Raw genomic sequence first — 17,991 nt, 5'->3', positions numbered from 1 at the left:
AGGCCACAAGTTTCTGCAGTGCGTCATCGCGTGTTTCCGTCGCGGCCCGTCATGTCCGCGTCTTCGCACGAAGAAACCATGCAAAACAGCTTGGCAGGCGCCGAGCAACTTGCTTATAGTCCGTTTGTATGACAAATGATTCGGGCGGCCTATCTTCGCCCGCGCACGTACGGGCGCCAGTCGCCAGAACCGGGGGTCAGAGGATTTCATGAAGAAGCCGATCGCAGTTCGCAGCCTGTACGGCCATGTCATGCACGAACTGGGGCAGCGCATCGTCAGCGGCAAGGTGAAGCCCGGCGAAATCCTCCCGCGCGAAGAGACCCTGGCCGAGAGCCTGCAGGTCAGCCGCACCGCGTTGCGCGAAGCGCTCAAGGTGCTTTCCGCCAAGGGCCTGATCGAATCGCGTACGGGCGTGGGCGCGCGCGTGCTGGAAGAGCGCTACTGGAACCAGCTCGATGCCGACGTGCTCGCCTGGCGCTGCGCCTCCATGCCCACCGACGACTTCGTCGACAAGCTGGTGGAGATGCGCGAGATCATCGAACCCGCCGCTGCCGCTGCGGCCGCACGTCGGCGCACCGCACCGCAGCTGGCCGCCATCGAAGAAGCCTACAACGCGATGGACGCCGCGCAGACACTGGACGAGTGGTCGCACGCCGACCTGCTCTTCCACGACGCCGTGCTGCACGCGACCGGCAATGAACTCATGCAATCGCTGTTCTCGGTGATCGAGACCGCGCTCGGCACGTTCTTCACCCTGTCGGCGCGCAACGCCGGCAACTTCAAGTATTCGCTGCCGTACCACCAGAAGGTGCTGGAGGCGATCCGTCGCAAGCAGCCGGAAGTGGCGCGCAAGACCATGCAGAGCATGATCGCCGACTCGCTTGCCAACCTGCAGCGCAGCCGCAGCAGCCGCGGCCGCAAGAAGGCCAGCGCGTGACCACAGCGCTCATCGGCCTGGACTGGGGCAGCACGCACCTGCGTGCATATCGCTACGACAGCCGCGGGCAGGTCGAAGAAAAACGCGCGTTTCCGCATGGCATCCGCCGCCTGCCCGAAGGCGGTTTCGCCGAAGCGTTCGCGCAGGCCGTGCAGCACTGGCCGGATGTGCCGGTACTGGCCTGCGGCATGGTCGGCAGTCGCAACGGCTGGCAGGAAGTGCCGTATCTCGACACGCCCACCCGCGTCGACCGGCTCGCGGGCGCGCTGACGCACCTGGAGGTTCCGGGTGGTCGTGTCATCCATCTCGTTCCCGGCCTGCGCGATCCGCAGCGTCCGGATGTGATGCGTGGCGAAGAAACCCAGGTGGTCGGCGCGCTCGCCTTCTCGCCTTCGATCGGGCAGCGCGGCTGCCTGCTGCTGCCGGGCACGCACAGCAAGTGGGTGTCGCTGCGCGATGGTGCGGTGGCGGGTTTTGCGACGGTGATGACCGGTGAGCTGTTCGGCTTGCTGATGCAGCACTCCATCCTCGGCGCGCAGCTGCCGGCCGACGCCAACGACGAGCAGGCGTTCCTTCGCGGCGTGGTCGCGGCGAAGGCGAGCGATTCAGCCGGTGCGCTTTCACGCGTGTTCTCCGCGCGCACCCTGATGCTCGACGGCGTCCTCGCACCCGCTGCGGTGGCCGACTATCTGTCGGGCCTGCTGATCGGCGACGAGCTGCGCATGGCGCTGGCCGCCGGCTGGCTCGACGCACGCACGCGCGTGCAGATGGTCGGCGAAGGCGCGTTGTGCGAGCGCTATCTGAAAGCGGCCGCCGTCTTCGCCATCGACATCGACACGGCTCCCGACAACACCACGGCACACGGCCTTTGGCGCATCGCGACCGAGGCGGCCCTGGTCTCCCCTACCGCAGCGGCATGATCCATGAAGAACTGGCTTGAACCCCTCCCTCTCGTCGCGATCCTGCGCGGACTCACACCGGAGGAATCCGTCGAGGTCGGTCACGCGCTCGTCGGCGCGGGCTTCCGCATGCTCGAAGTACCGCTCAATTCGCCGCGGCCGTTCGAAAGCATCCGTCGACTGGTCGACGCGCTGGGCGACGATTATCTGGTGGGCGCGGGCACCGTGCTCGATCCGGCGAAGGTGAAGGACCTTGCCGACGCCGGCGGCCGTCTGGTGGTGATGCCGCACGCGGACGTCGCCGTGATCCGTGCCGCCAAGCAGGCCGGCCTCTATTGCGTGCCTGGCGTCGCCACGCCCACCGAGGCCTTTGCCGCATTGGCCGCCGGCGCCGATGCGCTGAAGCTCTTCCCGGCCGAACAGGCCAGCCCCGCCGTGCTCAAGGCATGGCGCGCCGTGCTGCCTCCGCATGTCGCCGTGATGCCGGTCGGCGGCATCTCGCCGGACAACATGGCGCCGTGGCTCGCCGCCGGTGCAGGCGGTTTCGGCATCGGCTCCTCCCTCTACGCCCCCGGCCGCCCGGCCGGCGACGTTGCCGTCCGCGCGCGCGAGTTCGCCGACGCGTGGCAGCGTCATCTCGACGCCAAAGGATCGCGTGCATGAAGATCACCCGCCTCACCACCTACATCGTTCCCCCGCGCTGGCTGTTCCTGCGCATCGACACCGATGCCGGCATCGTCGGCTGGGGCGAGCCGATCGTCGAAGGTCGCGCGCATACCGTGGCGGCCGCCGTGGAAGAACTTTCCGACTACCTGGTCGGCAAGGACCCGCGCCACATCGAAGACCTGTGGAGCGTGATGTACCGCGGCGGCTTCTATCGCGGCGGCCCCGTGCTGATGAGTGCGATCGCCGGCATCGACCAGGCGCTGTGGGACATCAAGGGCAAGCATCACGGCGTGCCCGTGCACCAGCTGCTCGGCGGCCCGGTGCGCGATCGCATCCGCGTCTATTCGTGGATCGGCGGTGATCGCCCCGCCGACACGGCGCGCCAGGCGAAGGACGCCGTGGCACGCGGCTTCACCGCCGTGAAGATGAATGCCACGGAAGAACTGCAGTACGTCGATACCTACGACAAGGTCGAGCAGGTGATCGCGAACGTCGCGGCCGTGCGCGACGCGGTGGGCCCGCACGTCGGCATCGGCGTGGACTTCCACGGCCGCGTGCACAAGCCGATGGCGAAGGTGCTCGCGAAGGAACTCGATCCGTACAAGCTGATGTTCATCGAGGAGCCGGTGCTGTCCGATCACCTGGAAGCCCTGCCGGAACTCGCCGCCATCTCGCCCGCGCCCATCGCGCTGGGCGAGCGCCTGTACACGCGCTACGACTTCAAGCGCGTGCTGCAGATGGGTGGCGTGGACATCATCCAGCCCGACCCCTCGCATTCCGGCGGCATCACGGAGACGCGCAAGATCGCGGCGATGGCCGAAGCCTACGACGTCGCGCTCGCGCTGCACTGCCCGCTCGGCCCGATCGCGCTCGCGGCATGCCTGCAGCTCGACGCGGTCAGCTACAACGCCTTCATCCAGGAGCAGAGCCTGGGCATCCACTACAACGCGGGCAACGACCTGCTCGACTACGTGCACGACCGCAGCGTGTTCGCCTACCACGATGGCTTCGTGACGATTCCCGGCGGCCCCGGCCTCGGCATCTCGGTCAACGAAGCGTACGTCGCCGAACGCGCCGCCGTGGGCCACCGCTGGCGCAACCCGATCTGGCGCCACGCCGACGGCAGCGTGGCGGAGTGGTAAGCATGACGGCCTTCGCCACCTACCCCAGCCTGCTCGATCGCCACGTCTTCATCAGCGGCGGCGCGACCGGCATCGGCGCGGCCTTCGTCGAACACTTCGCGCAGCAAGGCGCGCGCGTGTCCTTCGTCGATATCGATCATGCGAGCGGCGAGCAGCTGGTGGAGAGCCTCGCGGCGTCGAAGCACCGCCCGCTGTTCCTGCCGTGCGATGTCACCGATCTCGACACGCTGCAGGCATCCATCGATGCGGCACGCGCGACGCACGGTCCCGTCGGCGTGCTGGTCAACAACGCCGCCAACGATGTGCGCCACACCTTTGGACAGACCACGCCGGCGGAATTCGACCGCAACATCGCCATCAACCTGCGCCATCAGTACTTCGCCACGCAGGCCGTGCGTGACGACATGCGCACGCTGGGCGGCGGCTCGGTGATCTGCCTGGGCTCGACCGGCTGGATGAAGAAGAACGCCGGCTACCCGATGTATGCGATGGCCAAGGCCGCCGTGCACGGACTGGTGAACGGCCTTGCGCGCGAACTCGGCCATGATCGCATCCGCATCAACGCGCTGGTGCCCGGCTGGGTGATCACCGAGAAGCAGCGTCGCCTGTGGCTGGATGCCGAAGGCGAAGCGGAGATCGCCCGCGTGCAGTGCCTGCCGGGCTACCTGATGGCGGACGACCTCGCACGCGCCGCGCTGTTCCTGGGCGCCGATGACAGCCGCATGTGCACGGGACAGGATTTCATCGTCGACGGTGGCTGGGTATGAACACGCGCGCCACGGTCGCGATGCAGGTGCACAACACGCTGGGTGAAGGCGTGCTGTGGTGCGACCGCGGACAGGTGCTGTATTGGACCGACATCCACGCGTCCACACTGTGGCGCTATCGGCCGCACGACGGCGCGTTGCACCAGTGGAGCCTGCCCGAGCGCCTGGCCTGCTTCGTGCTCTGCGAGGCGGATGGCTGGCTGCTGCTGGGGCTCGCTTCGCAACTGGCCTTCTTCCATCCGGCCAGCCAGCGGCTGGTGCCGATCATGGCCGTGGAAGCCGGGCAGCCCACGCGCCTCAACGACGGCGCCTGCGATCGTCAGGGCCGCTTCGTGTTCGGCACGCTGCACGAGCCGACCGATGGCGGACCCAAGCAGCCCGTGGGCAGCTTTCATCGGCTGAACCACGATCTTTCGCTGGAACGCCTGCCGCTGCCCGGCGTGGCGATCAGCAACAGCGTCGCCTTCAGTCCCGACGGCGACCTCATGTATTTCTGCGATTCGCTGACGCGCACGATCCAGTGCTGCGACTACGGCGACCAGGTGTCCAACGTGCGCACCTTCGTCGCGCTGGACGATCCGCGCGGCGAGCCGGATGGTTCGGCGGTGGACGCCGAGGGCGCGCTGTGGAATGCGCAGTGGGGCCTCGGCCGCGTGGTGCGCTACACCAGCGAGGGCCGCATGGATCGCTGCATCGACGTGGCGGCTTCGCAACCGACGCGGCCCGCCTTCGGCGGCACCCACCTTTCGACGCTCTACATCACCAGCGCGCGCGATGGCCTCGACGAAGCCGCGCTCGCCAGCCAACCGTATGCCGGCGCGCTGTTCGCCGTGCACTCGGACTTCGGTGGATTGCCCGAACCGCGTTTCCCCGGGCCGCCGCCACACGTCATCGCCGCCGCGTAGGGATCGCGGCCCACTCATGCCCACAGGGGCCACACCATCGCCAGCGGGGGAGCTTTACCCATGAACGCCCAAGCCATCGCGTCATCCTCGACGCAATCCAAGGCCACCGTCGTCTTCGTCTGCATACTCGCGGCGTTGGCGGGCCTCATGTTCGGCCTCGACGTCGGCGTGATCTCCGGCGCCACCCAGTTCATCCAGGCCGAGTACAAGGTGAGCGACCACACCATCGAATGGATCGTCAGTTCCATGATGTTCGGCGCCGCCGCAGGCGCCCTGGCAGCCAGCTGGCTGTCGGGTCATCTCGGCCGCAAGCGTTCGCTGGTGCTGGGTGCCGTGCTGTTCGTCATCGGTTCGCTGCTGTCGGGCATGGCGTGGTCGCCGGAGACGTTGATCGCCTCTCGCGTCGTGCTGGGCATCGCCATCGGCATCGCGTCGTTCACGGCGCCGCTGTACCTGGCCGAGGTCGCGCCGGAATACATCCGCGGTGCCATGATCTCGACCTACCAGCTGATGATCACCATCGGCATCCTGGTGGCGTTTCTTTCCGACACGGCCTTCAGTTACAGCGGCGCCTGGCGCTGGATGCTCGGCATCATCGCGGTTCCCGGCGTGTTGTTCCTGCTGGGCGTGCTGTTCCTGCCCGACAGCCCGCGCTGGCTGCTGATGCGCGGTCGCCGGCAGGAGGCCATCGACGTGCTGCAGCGCCTGCGTGGAGACAGCGACGTCGTGTCGCGCGAAGTGGCCGACATCGACGAGCAGCTGAAGACGCCGCAGCGCGGCTGGCACATGTTCCTGGAGAACCGCAACTTCCGCCGTTCGGTGTGGCTGGGCGTGCTGCTGCAGCTGATGCAGCAGTTCACCGGCATGAACGTGGTGATGTACTACGCGCCGCGCATCTTCCAGGTGATGGGTTACGACACGGCCGCGCAGATGTGGTTCACCGCGCTGGTGGGCCTGACCAACGTGCTTGCCACGTTCATCGCCATCGCGCTGATCGATCGCTGGGGCCGCAAGCCCATCCTCTACACCGGCTTTGCCGTGATGGCCGCCGGCCTCGCCGTGGTGGGCCTGATGATGCACAACGGCATCCACGACCAGGGCACGCAGATCTTCACCGTGGCGATGCTGCTGATGTTCATCGTCGGCTTTGCCATGTCGGCCGGTCCGCTGATCTGGACGCTGTGCTCGGAGATCCAGCCGCTCAAGGGCCGCGACTTCGGCATCGGCTGCTCCACCTTCACCAACTGGGCCTGCAATTACCTCGTGGGCATCAGCTTCCTGAGCCTGCTCAACGGCATCGGCAACGCCAATACGTTCTGGCTGTACGCCGCGCTCAATGCCGTGTTCATCGTACTTACCTTCTGGCTCGTGCCCGAAACCAAGGGCGTCACGCTGGAGCAGATCGAGCGCAATCTGATGAGCGGCAAGCGTCTGCGCGACATCGGCCGGTAAGCGCTAACCGGCCAACCAACCGCTGTACCCATCAACCCATGCTTGGCCGTCTCCGGACGGCCACGGAGGTCGTTTATGCGGTGCTGTCGTAAAAACCATCCCTTGTTCCTTCTTTTTGTTCTTCTGCTTGGCCTGCTGCAGATTGGCGGCAAGGCCCACGCAGCCACCGGAACCGTGCTGCAGGGAAGCACGCTCTACCCGCGCGTGGTGAGGCTGCAACATGGCCCCGCCAATACGTATGGACGTCTGATTGCCAGCACCAACGGCATCATCTTCCAGAGCAATGACAACGGCGCGAGCTGGTCGCTGCTGGGCCCGGTGCCCACGGTGGGCGGCAGCACCGAACGCTGCTGCGCCACGCTGTACGAGCTGCCCCAGCAGGTAGGCTCGCTGCCGGCAGGCACGCTGATTTCCGCCGCGTCGTATTTTTCCGGCAGCACGCCGGCCATCGAGGTGTACATCAGCACCAACCAGGGCGGCTCCTGGTCGTACCACAGCACGCCGGTCGTGCGTGGCGACAGCAGCCACGGCCTGTGGGAACCCGAGTTCGAAGTGGCGAACGACGGCGCGCTGGTGATGTTCTGGTCCGACGAAACCGACAGCTGCTGCAGCCAGAAGCTCGCGCAGATCCGCAGCTACAACGGCACCAGCTGGCAGGACGAGACCAACACCGTGCGCAGCACCATCCAGGGCGACCGCCCCGGCATGATCACGGTGAGCAAGCTGCCCAACGGGCATTTCTTCATGAGCTACGAGTTGTGCGGGCCGGCCGCCTGCACGGTGTTCTCGCGCACCTCCACCGACGGCTGGAACTTCGGTGACGCGAGCAACATGGGCACCAAGGTGCAGACGGCGTCCGGCCAATACCTGGAGCACGCGCCGCTCAACCGCTGGAGCCCGTCGGTGCTGTCGGGCAACGGCGCGATCCTGCTGGTGGGCCAGGTGATGTACGAATCCAACGGCAGCGTGTCCGCCTCCAACGGCAAGGTGCTGTTCGTCAACACCAACACCGACGGCAGCGGCAACTGGTACACCATCGCCGCGCCGGTGCAGGTGCCGACGGCGTACGACAACTATTGCCCCAATTATTCATCGGCGCTGCTGCCCGCCACCGACGGATCGAGCATCCTGGAGCTGGCGTCGGATTACCTCAACGGCGGCTGCATCACCTACTTCGCCAGCGAAGCATGGAATCGCCTGCCGGCCGATGGTTCCACGCATGTGTTCCAGAGCGTGCAGGCACCGGCGCTGTGCCTGGACAACACGGCGTGGTCCACCGCCAACAACACCAGCGCGGAGCTGTGGGACTGCAACGGCGCGCCGGTGCAGAACTGGACGGTGCACGCCAAGGGCGGCGGCTGGTTCAGCATCCAGAACCAGCAGACCGGCCTGTGCGTGGACAACACCGGCGGCAGCACCTCGCCGGGCAACCTGGTGACGCTGTGGGGCTGCGCCAACAACGCCAACCAGAACTGGATGTTCATGGACCTGGGCAACGGCACCTACAAGCTGATGAACCAGGCCTCGGGCTCGCTGATGCTGGATGACCCCGCGGGTTCGACCACCCACGGCACGCAGCTGCAGATATGGACCGACAACGGCCTGGCACCCCAGCAGTGGACCTTGCACTGAGGCCGTGAAACCAGACCCGGCGCCCGTCGCGCCGGGTCCTTCCTGTCAGGGCCGGAAAGATGCGGCGGCGGCGCTTTCCGCCTTATAGTGCCCGCGTCCCGCGACTCCGCTGCCGCCTCGCCACCATGACCGTCAGCCGCACCGAAGTGCCGACCGGAGAGCCCCCTCGAACGCGGGGCAGCGTCATGGCATGGGACTTGCGTGGTCGTTGGCACGCCAACGATCCGGCCGCCAGGGGCCGAGCATGACCACGCAGCCCATCGTCCTCACCTCGCTCAACAAGATCATGGACCTGCTGTGGGACGCCATCTGCGTGGTCGACGAGGAGGGTCGGTACGTGTTCGTCAGCGCGAGCTACGAACGCATCTTCGGCTATACCCCTGCCGAGGTGATCGGACGCCCGATGATCGACCTGGTGCATCCGGACGACCGCGAACTCACGTTGCAGACGGCCAACGCCATCATGGCCGGCCAACCGCAATCGCACTTCCACAACCGCTATGTCCGCAAGGACGGCAAGATCGTGCACATCATGTGGTCGGCGCGCTGGTCCGAGACCGATCGCCTGCGCATCGCCGTGGCGCGCGACATCACGGAACTCAAGCGCGCCGAACTGATGACCGACGCGCTGCACGCGATCTCCGAAGCCGCGCACGCCAGCGACAACCTGCCCTCGCTGTTCGAGCAGATCCACCGCATCATTGCCGGCCTGCTGCCTGCCGACAATTTCTTCGTCGCGCTCTACGACGCCAGGCGCAACGAGTTGAGCTTTCCGTATTTCGTCGACGAACGCGACACCGCGCCGCCGACGCAACCGTTCGATTCGGGCACGCTCACCGCAGAGTTGATCCGCCGCGGCGAAGCGCTGCTGTTTACGCCAAGCCTGCGTCCGCCGGGCGCACTGCCGCTGCATGGCACCGACGCGCTGCAGTGGCTGGGCGCGCCGCTGACCTCGCATGGCAACACCGTGGGTGCGCTGGTGCTGCAGAGCTACTCCGACGCCATCGCCTATACCGAGACGGACAAGGAGCTCCTCCAGTTCGTCTCCACCCAGGTAGCTTCCGCGATCGAGCGCAAGCAGGCCGAAGCGCGGCTGCATCACATCGCGCGACACGACCCGCTTACCGATCTCGCCAACCGCGACCTGTTCTATCAACAACTCGAATCCGCACTGGAGCACGCCAGGCGATTCGGCGGACGGGTCGGTCTGCTCTACATCGACCTGGACAAGTTCAAGCAGGTGAACGACCACCACGGCCACCACGTGGGCGACCTCCTGCTGCGCGAGGTGGCTTCGCGCATCGTCAGCCACGTGCGCGAGGCCGACGTAACCGGCCGGCTTGGCGGCGACGAGTTCGTCGTGCTGCTCAACGCATTGCAATCGCCGAACGACAGCCTGCACGTCGCCGAGAAGATCCGCCATGCGCTCCATGCGCCGTTCTCCCTCGCCGGACACGAGGTGCGCATCGCCACCAGCATCGGTGTAGCCACGCATCCCGAGCACGGTGCCGATCCCGAGCCACTCACGCGCGCCGCCGACGGCGCGATGTACGAAGCGAAGAAGCTCGGCGGCAACCGCGTGCACTTCGCCGGCGACGCGTCCGGATACGACCGCGACGACTGAGCCCGCCATCGCGACATCTTGCGATGCGCGCCGTCTTGCAATGAATACGTATGCAACCCCTGGTTGCTGCATTGCGATGCTCCCTACGATGCCTCGCACTCGCCGGCGGCCACACCATCGTTGCGCATCACGTCTCCTGCTTCGGCCCATCGCGAGCATTGAAACGCCACACGCGCACGGACTGCGCACGCTCATGTGTCCCGATCCGCAACCGCTGGATGGAGGAAGCCCTGCATGAAGTGCTCGACGTTGCTTGCCGTCTTGCTGGCCTGCGCCAGCCTTGTCACCCTTCCCGCCACGCCCGCTTACGCCGCCATCAACGGCATGAACCTGGGCGCCAGTTACGACGCGCAACACGCGAACGTGACGTTCCGCGTGTATTCGTCCCACGCCACGCGCATCGCGCTGTACCTGTACGCCAGCGGCTACGGTGCGCAGGAGTCGGCCACCTATGTGATGAGCAACGTCGGCAACGGCGTGTGGGCGGTGACCGTTCCCGTGTCGTCCATCCAGGCGGCCGGCATCACGGGTTCCATCTACTACGGCTACCGCGCATGGGGACCGAACTGGCCGTACAGCACGAGCTGGGGCAAAGGCTCGCAGGCCGGCTTCGTCTCCGACGTGGACGCGAGCGGCAACCGCTTCAACCCGAACAAGCTGCTGCTCGATCCGTATGCGCTGGAAGTGAGCCAGGATCCGCTCAACGCTTCCAACCAGAACGGCAACGTGTTCGCCTCCGGCGCCAGCTACCGCACCATCGACAGCGGCACCTATGCGCCCAAGGGCATCGTGCTTTCGGCCAGCGGCCAAAGCATCGGCACCAAACCGACGCGCGCGCAGAAGGACGACGTGATCTATGAGGTGAACGTGCGTGGCTTCACCGAGCAGGACAGCAGCATTCCCGCCGCCTATCGCGGCACCTATCGCGGCGCGGGCCTCAAGGCGAGCTACCTCGCCAGCCTCGGCGTGACGGCGGTGGAATTCCTGCCCGTGCAGGAGACGCAGAACGATGCCAACGACGTCGTGCCGAACTCCAGCGCCAACCAGAACTACTGGGGCTACATGACCGAAGACTACTTCGCGCCCGATCGCCGCTACGCGTACAACAAGGTGGCCGGCGGCCCGACCGCGGAGTTCCAGGCGATGGTGCAGGCGTTTCACAACGCGGGCATCAAGGTCTATATGGACGTGGTCTACAACCACACGGCCGAAGGCGGCAGCTGGAGCAGCAGCGATCCGACGACCGCGACCATCTACTCGTGGCGTGGGCTGGACAACGCGACCTACTACGAGCTCACCTCGGGCAACCAGTACTTCTACGACAACACCGGCACCGGCGCGAACTACAACACGTACAACACGGTGGCGCAGAACCTGATCGTCGACTCGCTCGCCTACTGGTCGAACACGATGGGCGTGGATGGTTTCCGCTTCGATCTCGCGCCGGTGCTGGGCAACAGCTGCCTCAACGGTGCGTACCAGTCCTCGGCGCCCAACTGTCCCAACGGCGGCTTCAACTTCGACGCGGCGGATGCCAATGTCGCCATCAACCGCATCCTGCGCGAGTTCACCGTGCGCCCCGCCGCCGGCGGCAGCGGCCTGGACCTGTTCGCGGAACCATGGGCGATCGGCGGCAACTCGTACCAGCTGGGCGGCTTTCCCGCCGGCTGGTCGGAATGGAATGGCGCGTTTCGCGACAGCCTGCGCCAGGCGCAGAACGAGCTGGGCAGCATGACCATCTCGATCGGACAGGACGCCAACGACTTCAGCGGATCATCGAACCTGTTCCAGGCCAGCGGACGTTCGCCGTGGAACTCGGTCAACTTCATGGACGTGCATGACGGCCTGACGCTCAACGACGTCTATGCCTGCAATGGTTCCAACAACAACCAGGCATGGCCGTACGGCCCTTCCGATGGCGGCACCAGCAGCAACTACAGCTGGGACCAGGGCATGTCCGCCGGCACGGGCACGGCATTCGACCAGCGACGCGCGGCGCGCACGGGCATGGCCTTCGAGATGCTCTCGGCCGGCACGCCGCTGATGCAGGGCGGCGATGAATACCTGCGCTCGCTACGCTGCAACAACAACGCCTACAACCTCGACTCCACCGCCAACTGGCTCACCAACAGCTGGACCACCGACCAGTCCAACTTCTACAACTTCGCGCAACGGCTGATCGCCTTCCGCCGTGCGCATCCGGCACTGCGGCCGTCCACCTGGTATTCGTCCAGCCAGGTCGTGTGGTACCAGCCGAACGGCGCCGTCGCCACCAGCAGCTACTGGAACAACACGTCCAACTACGCGATCGCGTACACGATCAACGGACCATCACTGGGCGACGCCAACTCCATCTACGTCGCCTACAACGGCTGGTCCGGCAGCGTGACCTTTACTTTGCCCGCTCCACCCAGCGGCACGCAGTGGTATCGCGTGACCGATACGTGCAACTGGAACGATGGTGCCAATACCTTCGTGACGCCGGGCAACGAGAGCTTGATCGGTGGTGCGGGCACCACCTATGGGCAATGCGGTCAATCGCTGTTGCTGCTGATTTCCAAGTAGCGCATCGGGATATCGGTGTCATCCGTGCTGCCCGGCGCGGATGACGCCACATACCGCCAAGGCGCCCTTCATCCAGGCATGATCGCGCGGCGGCACGACGGCCCGCGGCCGCGCGGCGATTTCATCGACGGTTCAAAGCTTGATGTACCAGCGCCGCCGATCCATCGCATAGACGATCAGCCACCACACGGCGACGAACGCCACGGCGAATGCCAGCGAAGCGGCGTAGGGGCCGGCGAGCGGCGTGATCCAGCCGGCGAAGGCGTGCTGGTAGAGCGGCCCCTGGATGCCCAGCGCCGGCAACAGGATCTGCATCAGTTCGGAACCTGCATAGGCCGCCACCGCATTCACGCCAAAGCGGCGCCCGACGGCTGGCCAGCCGCGACGGTCGATCGCAACGTGGAACAGCACCAGCGCGAGCATCGCCCAGCCGCCGGTCCACAACACGAACGACGATGTCCAGAGATTCTTGTTGAGCGGGAACACCAGCGACCACGCATAGCCCAGCGCCAATGCGACCAGGCCCGTCACGAGCAGCGGCTTCATGCGGTCGTGGCGAAGCCATTGCCCGGCGCGCAATCCGAGCAGGCTGGTCGCCAGCGAAGGAAGGCAGCTGAGCAGGCCTTCCGGATCGTGCCCGCGCCCTGTCACCGGATCGATGAGGTAGACGAAGCGTCCGAAGATCGCGAAGTCCGTGCGGCTCACGATGTTGAGGTACGGCTCCATCGTGCCGCCCGCCAGCAGCAGGCCCCAATAACCCGCCAGGATCGCCGCGATCGCGACCCATTGCACGCGTGCCTGGGTGTAGATCGCGAACAGCGCCGCGCCGGCGAAGCAGACGCCGATGCGCTGCAGCACACCGGGAAAGCGCAGATGCGCCCCAGGCAGAAGCAACCAGGCGAGCAGGTTGATGGCCAGGCCCAGCAGCACGATGCGCAAAGCGCGCTTCATCGCCGTGCGCGTGAGCGCGCCCTTGTCCTCGCCGCGCTCCACACGCGGGCCGATCGCCAGCGCGATGGATACGCCCACCACGAAAAGGAAAAACGGAAACACGAAGTCGGTCGGCGTGCAGCCGTTCCACGACGCATGTTCCAGCGGCCAGTAGGTATGTTCCCAGTCGCCCGCATCGTTCACCAGCAGCATCAGCGCGACCGTGCAGCCGCGCAGGGCATCGACCGAGCCCAATCGGCGAGGCAGGTTCACGGAGCGGTGCCGGCTGGCACGAGGGTGGCCGAACCGATGCCATAGAGCGGCCCGGTGACCGGCGAAGTGAACACCAGGCACAGGTCATGCACGCCGGCCTGGGTGGCCAGGGCACCCTTCAGCGTGAAGCGGTCGGTACCACCTGCAGGCAACGGCAGCGTCGCCAGCGTCTTGCCCTTGCAGCTGTCCATGCGCACGACCAGTTCGCCTTGCGGCGTGCCGCCCTTGTGCGCCACGACCAGCTTCGCATCGTGGGCCAACGCGTAATTGCGCGGCAGGCGTGCGGCATCCACGCGGATGCCGGCGATGCCATCGAGCTTCGCCGCCGGATACATGCGGCAGTTGTCGAACACGTTGATGACGTAGCTCGGCTTCATGCTGGTAGCGTCGGGCGTGGGCTGTACGCGAAGGCCGAAGTCGCTGCCCGGGCAGTTGACCATTTCCGCCGTGCCGCGAGTACGCAGCGACGGAAGATCGAGCGCGCGCTGGCGTGCTTCTGCCAGCGGCGCGCCATCCGCCGCAAGCGCGACGGCTTTGACGGTAGCCGGCAACGTCACCATGAACGGCTTGGCGTAGACGGGCGAAGCCGCGGCAGGTGTGGTGCCGTCGGTCGTGTAGTGGAGAGCACCGTAACCCGCCTGGTTGGACAACGTCACGTTGGCCTCGCCACGGGCGATGGCCGCATTGCGATCCACCTCGATGTTTGCCGCGAACGCGCTGTCGGCATAACCGATGTCCTGCGCGCGGTAGCGTGCGAGCTGCGCCGGCAGGCGGCCGAGGAAGCCATGCCAGTCGCGCACCGCCACCGGCGACCATGCCGCCTCCGCCAGCGCATCCATGCGTGGGAACATCGCGTGCTCGACATGACGCATCGTCGGCATGTGTTCCGTCCACAGGTTGGCCTGCATGCCGAGCACGTGCTTTGCCTGCGAGGCGTCCAGTTCCTTCGGCACCGCTTCGAAGCCGTAATAGCTTTCCAGCGTCATCGGCGGCATGCGTCCCGTCGTTTCGTCCTCGCGGTCGCTCTGCAAGTGGTCGAGGTAGAGCTGTGGCGCAGGCGACAGCACCACGTCATGTCCCAGCTTCGCCGCGCTGATGGCGCCCTGCGTGCCACGCCACGACATCACCGTCGCGCTGGGCGGCACGCCGCCTTCGAGCACTTCGTCCCAGCCGACCAGGCGGCGGCCGTGCGCGGCGAGGTACTGGCCCATCTGCTCGATGAACCAGCTCTGCATCGCGTTCTCGTCCTTGAGCTTGAGTTCGCGCATACGGGCCTGCACCGCGGCCGACGCCTGCCACTGGTCCTTGACGGCTTCGTCGCCACCGACGTGGATGTAGGTCGACGGGAACAACGCCATCACTTCGTCCAGCACGTCCTCAAGGAAACGGATGGTGTGGTCGTCGACGTTGTAGAGATAAGGATTGACGCCCCAGTCCACCGACACCGGCGGACGCTTGCCGGTGACGCCCAGCTCCGGATACGACGCCACCGCCGCCTGTGCGTGGCCGGGCATGTCGATCTCGGGCACCACCGTGATATGGCGATCCGCCGCGTAGGCGACGATGGCGCGGATCTCGTCCTGCGTATAGAAGCCGCCATAGCGCTGCGGTTCGCCATTCTGGCCGGCGCCCGGCGGCGTGCGCCACGCGCCGATGCGGGTCAGCTCCGGATACTTCTTGATCTCGATGCGCCAACCCTGGTCATCGGTGAGGTGCCAATGCAGCACGTTGAGCTTGTGCTGCGCCATCTGGTCGATGACGGTGCGCACTTCATCCGTCGTCCAGAAGTGGCGCGCGGAATCGAGCATGAAGCCGCGCCAGCGGAAGCGGGGCTCATCGCGGATATGCACCGCGGGCACGCGTACGTCGCCCTCGCCCTGCGCGGGCGTCATCAACTGCCACGCGGTCATCGCGCCGTAGAACAGCCCTGCCTCATCGCGCGCCGTGACGACCATGCCCTTGGTCGTGACGTCCAGCGCGTAGCCTTCCACGTCAGCCACCGGCGCCGCGGCATCGCGCTTCAGGACGATGGCCGCACCCGTGGCGGGTGCCTGCTGCACCTTGAGATCAAGATGCCGCGTGCGCGCCATCAGCGAAGCGAGGACCTCGGCCGAATGCCTGGCCTGCGCATCGCCCGCATCCACCACGATGGGGGTTTGCGCACCCACCGCGAAGCCCTCGCCGGATTCGGTGACCTGCGCCGGCATCGGGATCACGTCGATCCTTGCACTGGCGCCATGGGCGAACGTCGCGAGGCTGGCCAGGGCGAGGCAAAGGGTGGTGCGGGTCGGGCTCATCGGTCGTCTCGCGTCGTTGCGTCAATCGTGGGGAAGGCTGATGGCGAACAGATACCACGCGTCATGCGGCAGCCACTGCTCGGTCCATCGCCAGTCGTCGTCCTTGCCGGTCTGGGCGTAGCCGAGGTCGAAGGCGATGCCTTCCTCGTCGTCCAGTCCCGAAGTGATGCCATTGATGATCGCTCCCGGCGCATTGGTATAAGCGTAGGAGTCGAAGAACATATACGGTGCATTGCCGTGACCGCTACCCATCAGCATGCTGCTGTCGTATGGGTTGCGGCCGAGGATCCAGTGCAACTGGTTCCACGCGTAGGCCTGCAGTTCGCCCTGGAACCCTGCGTCGCCCGCGTACAACGGAGCGGCCAGGCGCGCGGCGGTGGCAAGCGACGCAATGCGTGCGTTCTCGCCCTGCCACCATGGCGCAGCCTCGGTGTCGTGCGGGAAGAAGAATGCAGTGCGCACCTTGCCGTCCCCACCACGCACAAGCTGGCGCGCGTAACCGAAGGGATTGGCCACGGCATTCGTCGTCGCCAGTTCGGCCTGCAGCGACCGGCGCACGACGTCTCGCGCCTTCGCCTGGTTCGCCGCATCCGCGACGGAGGCGTACTCGACCAGTGCGATCACCGGCATGCCGGCATCGGAAGGATGGAAGAACGGACGCATGCCATCGTCGGCGCGCCAGTAGTCGCGGTGGCCGTCATGGCTGATCAGCCGGGCCATCAGCCGCGCGGCACGGCCGTCGGCAAGCTTGCGCCATGACGCATCGTGCGTGGCGCGATAGAGCTCCACGGCCGCCAGCAACGCGCCATAGTCGTCGACGATGTTGTCCTTGCCATCATTGGCCAGTTCGTCGTTGTGTGCGTCGAGGAAGCGATAGGCCGATGCCGCCGCACGCAGGTAATCCTGCGAGGTGAAGTCGCCATCCACGCCCGTGCTCGCGGCCAGCGCGAGCGCGGCGATCGCCATGCCGCCGCCGGCACGGAAGCTGGCTTCGTACGCATGCGGCCCACGCGCTGGTTCGTCCACCTGTTCGGTGCGATCGCCGGGCTTGAGCTTGATCTGCGTGCGCCAGTTTGGATCGCCGATGCGGCGATCCTGCGGCAGCTTGCCGGGACCTGGCGCGTCGATCGACTGGTAGAACGAACCGTCCGGGCGCTTGTCGCGCACGAGGAAATCCGCGCCGAACAGTCCTTCGTCGAGCAGGCGACGCTCGTACTCGTGGAAGTTCTTGTCCTGTCGCGCCTGCAACTGTTGCCAGCTGCGCAACAGGCTCCACGCCGCCAGCGGCAACTGCTGGGTATTGAAGTAGCGGGTGAGGTTCTGGTGCGACAGGTGGATGCCGTAGTCGCCGGTGGCGTCGTACCAGCCGCCACGCAGATCGAGCATGCCTGGCTGGCCGTCGGGATGCGGCAGATGGCGATCCGCCTGATCCATCAGCCCGCTGGCCCGCTGGCCCTTGAAGTAATAGATGACGTTGGAGAGCGTGTGGCGCTCCAGCACGTTGTCCTGCACATCGAACGTCGATGACCGCACCCGGCGGTCGCCTGACTGCGATTCGACGTAGTAGTGGCCCGGCGTGTTCAGGCTGCTGAAGTCGGCGAGCGCATAGCGATCGTCACTCCATCGCGCGACCTGCACGGCCGGCGTCGTTTCGCCCTGCCATGCAATCTTGCCGGTATCGGCGTCCACGACGCGGAAGACTTGTTTCGACGCGTCCGGCAGGCCCTGCACGACCGCCTGCTTGGCGGCGTGCGTGTCATAGCCGACCTGGTCGACCAGCACCTTCTGCCCGGATGCACTGGCGGCGTTCGCGAGGAACGCCAGCAGTGCGATCGCGAGACGGCGACATTGCTTCATGCCATCGACCCCTCGACCTTGCGAAACGGTATTGCCGATCCCCGA

The 17,991-nt window shown here is 66.3% G+C and carries 13 protein-coding genes; 10 read left to right on the top strand and 3 right to left on the bottom strand.

Annotated features, from left to right (window positions below; all coding sequences use genetic code 11):
- The first annotated feature begins 208 nt into the window (after window positions 1-208).
- The 10 genes from CA260_RS01080 to CA260_RS01035 all read left to right on the top strand — a co-directional run bounded on the left by CA260_RS01080 (window position 209) and on the right by CA260_RS01035 (window position 12,589).
- Window positions 209-937 (top strand): FadR/GntR family transcriptional regulator, encoded by a 729-nt coding sequence (locus CA260_RS01080; protein ID WP_111980627.1) that lies wholly within the window; start codon window positions 209-211, stop codon window positions 935-937.
- A complete protein-coding gene (locus tag CA260_RS01075) occupies window positions 934-1,857 on the top strand; it encodes a 2-dehydro-3-deoxygalactonokinase (protein WP_111980626.1) in 924 nt (307 codons plus the stop codon). The genes CA260_RS01080 and CA260_RS01075 overlap by 4 nt, the downstream gene beginning before the upstream one ends.
- A gap of 3 nt (window positions 1,858-1,860) precedes the next feature.
- Entirely contained in the window at window positions 1,861-2,499 is a 639-nt protein-coding gene (locus CA260_RS01070; protein WP_111980625.1) for a 2-dehydro-3-deoxy-6-phosphogalactonate aldolase, read from the top strand.
- Entirely contained in the window at window positions 2,496-3,644 is a 1,149-nt protein-coding gene (dgoD, locus tag CA260_RS01065) for a galactonate dehydratase (RefSeq protein ID WP_111980624.1), read from the top strand. Before CA260_RS01070 ends, dgoD begins: the two co-directional genes overlap by 4 nt.
- Before the next feature lie 2 nt (window positions 3,645-3,646).
- Entirely contained in the window at window positions 3,647-4,411 is a 765-nt protein-coding gene (locus CA260_RS01060) for an SDR family NAD(P)-dependent oxidoreductase (RefSeq protein ID WP_111980623.1), read from the top strand.
- A complete protein-coding gene (locus CA260_RS01055) occupies window positions 4,408-5,316 on the top strand; it encodes an SMP-30/gluconolactonase/LRE family protein (protein WP_111980622.1) in 909 nt (302 codons plus the stop codon). The genes CA260_RS01060 and CA260_RS01055 overlap by 4 nt, the downstream gene beginning before the upstream one ends.
- Window positions 5,317-5,376: 60 nt before the next feature.
- Window positions 5,377-6,768 (top strand): sugar porter family MFS transporter, encoded by a 1,392-nt coding sequence (locus CA260_RS01050; protein ID WP_111980621.1) that lies wholly within the window; start codon window positions 5,377-5,379, stop codon window positions 6,766-6,768.
- A gap of 102 nt (window positions 6,769-6,870) precedes the next feature.
- Window positions 6,871-8,400 carry an RICIN domain-containing protein gene (locus CA260_RS01045; protein ID WP_172461683.1) on the top strand — a complete coding sequence of 510 codons (1,530 nt, stop codon included), beginning with the start codon at window positions 6,871-6,873 and terminating at the stop codon, window positions 8,398-8,400.
- A 244-nt stretch (window positions 8,401-8,644) separates the two neighbouring features.
- Window positions 8,645-10,024, top strand: coding sequence for a sensor domain-containing protein (locus CA260_RS01040; protein ID WP_238149581.1), 1,380 nt, complete (start codon window positions 8,645-8,647; stop codon window positions 10,022-10,024).
- A 234-nt stretch (window positions 10,025-10,258) separates the two neighbouring features.
- Complete coding sequence (locus CA260_RS01035; protein ID WP_111980619.1) at window positions 10,259-12,589, top strand: isoamylase; 2,331 nt, start codon at window positions 10,259-10,261, stop codon at window positions 12,587-12,589.
- Between the two features lie 132 nt (window positions 12,590-12,721).
- On the opposite strand, the gene CA260_RS01030 is transcribed toward CA260_RS01035, so the two are convergent.
- The 3 genes from CA260_RS01030 to CA260_RS01020 are packed head-to-tail and all read right to left on the bottom strand — an operon-like array spanning window position 12,722 to window position 17,946.
- On the bottom strand, window positions 12,722-13,786 hold the full coding sequence (locus tag CA260_RS01030; protein WP_111982941.1) for an acyltransferase family protein: 1,065 nt from the start codon (window positions 13,784-13,786) through the stop codon (window positions 12,722-12,724).
- Between the two features lie 2 nt (window positions 13,787-13,788).
- Window positions 13,789-16,089, bottom strand: coding sequence for a family 20 glycosylhydrolase (locus CA260_RS01025; protein WP_111980618.1), 2,301 nt, complete (start codon window positions 16,087-16,089; stop codon window positions 13,789-13,791).
- A 21-nt stretch (window positions 16,090-16,110) separates the two neighbouring features.
- The gene (locus tag CA260_RS01020) at window positions 16,111-17,946 is read right to left on the bottom strand and encodes a glycoside hydrolase family 9 protein (protein ID WP_111980617.1); all 1,836 of its coding nucleotides are present in this window, start codon (window positions 17,944-17,946) and stop codon (window positions 16,111-16,113) included.
- Window positions 17,947-17,991 lie beyond the last annotated feature (45 nt).

This window comes from Dyella jiangningensis, assembly GCF_003264855.1.
Taxonomy (GTDB): Bacteria; Pseudomonadota; Gammaproteobacteria; order Xanthomonadales; family Rhodanobacteraceae; genus Dyella; species Dyella jiangningensis_C.
This window is presented reverse-complemented; position numbering and strand designations above follow the sequence as displayed.